Annotated in this window: 1 protein-coding gene; it reads left to right on the forward strand. The window is 59.9% G+C overall.

Annotated features, from left to right (window positions below):
* Nucleotides 1-262: 262 nt before the first annotated feature.
* Nucleotides 263-3,070, forward strand: a complete 2,808-nt coding sequence (locus ABWP84_RS18375; protein WP_353213474.1) for a hypothetical protein — start codon at nt 263-265, stop codon at nt 3,068-3,070.
* The last annotated feature ends 358 nt before the right edge of the window (nt 3,071-3,428 follow it).

Raw genomic sequence — 3,428 nt, forward strand, 5'->3', positions numbered from 1 at the left:
TGTAGCTTTCTGCTTACCCAGCCCTTAGGACACTCGGGGGTGCCCCTGAGTGTCTGCCCATTTCACACGCTCCGCACGTCCGCCACTTGGCCCAAAGGAGGTCCTTGTGCCCAGCACAGGCCATGTTTATTGGCCTATCAGAACCCTTCCCAGCACAAGCCATCTTGACCTTTGTGGTAGGAGGCACTTGTGCCCAGCACAGGCTACCTTAGCTATGGGGAGGAAAGGAAAAGTTCAGCCTGAGCCAGCGGCCGCAGCTCTGTTGAGATCGGTCGAGATTGAGCTGCTCCCCGGCGAGAAGGACAGCGCCAACCTCGCCTACATTGAGAAGCTGGCCAATGCTTGGGCCTGCATTCAGGAACATGACCTCTTTCACAACATCCAGGGTGCCAAGCCTGCTGGCATCACGGCCAATGCTACTGAGTCCGGCACGCAATCGCCGTTTGACCTCAAGTCCTACCGCGCTGCGCTGAAGACAGCAGGTCAGAGCTACACGGCTGGCATCAACTTTTTCTGGATTGACCTCCTGTGGAGCGCGACTCCTGGAGTGCCACTCCGCGTTTCCGCTATCGAGCTCATGGCGAAGACGACCTTCGGCAGTCCAACGCCACTTGGGACGGTCCACGTTGCGGTTCCAGACCATGATTACAACCCTCTGGAGCGCACGGGGGCACTTCTGAGGGTCTCGCCGGAAGAGGTCACTGGGGCGATTGTCCTGGCAATCGCGCGCGACGTCCGGAACAGCGAGTCGGATGAGGTCCTGCAGGCTTGGAAGCAGGTTGCCCTGAGCACAACTTGCGTTTTCAGACTGATGCCCTCAGCCTCAGACCGCTACTGGTACGCCCTGAACCAGCGCGAGCATGTGTCCATGACCTACACCGCTGTTCACCGGAGCACTCTCCAGCGGGTGCATGAGATCAGCCGCCTCATGAAGAAGATGAGGGAGACGTTGCCAGCAGCGGAGGTGACGGCAAGCGCCATCGCGAAGACCTACCAAGAGAAATTGCAGATGGTGCCTGGCGGCTCAGGGACTGTCACTTTCAACTTCGTTGACTGCTGCGCGACCATCACCAACAAGCTCCTGGACGTGCCGTCGATTGCCTGGTGCCTGCAGGACTTGGACGAGCGCAGCGCCCTGTCAGAGGACCCCAACCCCTTCGACAGCCATTCGCGGCTGCAGGCAATCATTGACAAATGCAAGGCCAACAACCAGGCTCAGCTTATCTGGGTCGCCCAGGGGATTTGGTACAACTGGCGCCGGGGGAATGGCAAGTCCCTGAGCATCTCCGACATCAAGGGTTCGGCGCAGTCCGGTAACCGCGGCGTTGCCGACATGCTCATTTACAAGTTGAACCTCAAGAGCGCCCTCCTCGCCAAGGCCAGGGTCATGCTCAATCCAGAGTCGGGCGACTGGTTGACAGTCGTTGCCAGTGTGGCGGAGTCATTCAAGTCCTGGTTTGAAAATGAGGAGTCGCTGGACAAGTCTTGGCGGGCTGGGCGTCCGGCATCAGAAACCAAGTTCCTGAACTTTTTTTCGGAGGTGGTCTTTGGCCGCACTTACGACCATGCCGTCAAGTTTGCCTTAAGGGCTGGCAAGTCTGCAGATGACGCCGTGCTTGCGCAGGGCTTGGCGGAGGACCTGCGGGAAATCGAGGACAAACGGCAGCAGGAGCAGAAGCTGGCGCAGCCCGCCGAGGCTGAGCAAGGCACGAGCAGCGCGCATGACCAAGACCCGGAGGATGCAGACATGGACGACATCAGCTTCCGGTTGCCACCCACGGGCGACAGCAACGAGCCCACCGTGGTGAAGGCCAGCCAGATCCAGGATGGGGCCAGGCGTGAAACCATCCGTACCATCATGAGCGCCACGCGCCAGCACATTGCTGCCCAAATCTACCTGATTTCTCAGGATCCGCAGGACCCTCACCCCCACGGCTTGTCTGCGGCACTCACGGCCACGGCCGGGGGAAAGCTGCGTGGGGAGCCGCAGCCGGGCAACCCAACAAAGTCCAAGTACATAGGCATCTTCTACGACTTCAAAGTGGCGGGCGAGGCCAACCACCGGCCGATGTTGCGGGTCCCTCCGCTGAGGACCGAGCAGCTGCGTCGCCTCATCGACCTCGCCCGAAGCCGCTTCGGAGCCGAGGTGGCAGAGGATGAGATCCCAAAGGGCGACCTGTACTTCCTATTTGATGGGGGGCGGCTAGGCAACACCAGCGAGCTCTTGAAGCCGTTCCAGAGCATGACCAAGACCGTGAAGACTTTCCAGCTCTGGAAGGATGAGGCCAGCCTCATGAATCGCTACAAGCGGGTCAATAAGGGCACCATCGGCTCCTTCCGCCAAACTGAGCAAATGCTCGTTGTCAGCGCAGCTCCACCTGCAGTCCAGCCTGTTGGGTTCCAGCACTGGAGGGGATCCACGGCTGGAACTTTGATGGGGCCCATCATCCTGCCGGACCTGAGCGAGTCCTGGGAGGCAACCTGGGCCGATAAGAAGGACATTTTCACGGCGGCCAACTTGATCGCTGTCGGCGGCCGGTTGGACGACGACGTGGAGGAGGACGAGCAGAATAGGCAGAAGGCGCCGGCGCGGGACAAGGACACGGTGGAGGCTGTCTTCTTCCACGCCATGCCATGGAGCTTCTACGACGAGTTGCTCGCAGCCATGCCTTTGAAAGCGGTGCTGGACTTGACTCCCGGCGATGGCGCTCTGGCCCTCTGCGCCTACAAGCGCAACATCGTCTACACAGGCATGGCTTTGAGCGACACGCACAGCACGATGCTCATGAAGCGCCTGGAGAAGGCCATCTGGAGGTGCATGTCGGACGACACGGACCCCCTGTACGAGGCCAGGCTCATGGCTGCTGTCGTCGGAGCGGCCCAGGACGGTAAGACGAAGCGCAAGACCGACAAGGACCACAAGGGCATTGAGCAGAAACGCAGGCGCGGCGGCAAGGTCCCCCCGGCCCCGCTGGACCCCCACGACCCGTTGGGCGATGAGGGCGACGATGATGCTGCTGCTGCTGCTGACGACGAGCTGTCCGGCGACAGCGCCGGAGGCAAGTCTTAGAAGTCTTAATATAAGTCGCAGCACGGACTTAGACTTGGAGCTGAGATCTCACCCACCGCTCATTGATCAAAATGGAGCTGGCCCTGGCGCCGGTAGCTGCCGCTGTGCCGCAGGTCCAGGTGCGGAGTGCTAAATTTGGCACGCGCATGGCAGAGTTGACATTGAGATTCATGTGTGCGATTTGCCTGGACTTGCCTTGTTTGCCTTTTGAAGGATTGGCCTTGCTGATTCAGAACAGCGTTTTCACATGTCATTGCAGGTAAGTGCGGGTGTGCCAGCTGACAGCGTTGAGGTGCTGCAGGATCCGGCACATACAGAAACTGGTGTGCAATTTGCAAGTTGACATGTTGGAGGACGC

It is taken from the genome of Rhodovarius sp. (assembly GCF_040399605.1).
GTDB classification, from domain to species: Bacteria; Pseudomonadota; Alphaproteobacteria; order Acetobacterales; family Acetobacteraceae; genus Rhodovarius; species Rhodovarius crocodyli_A.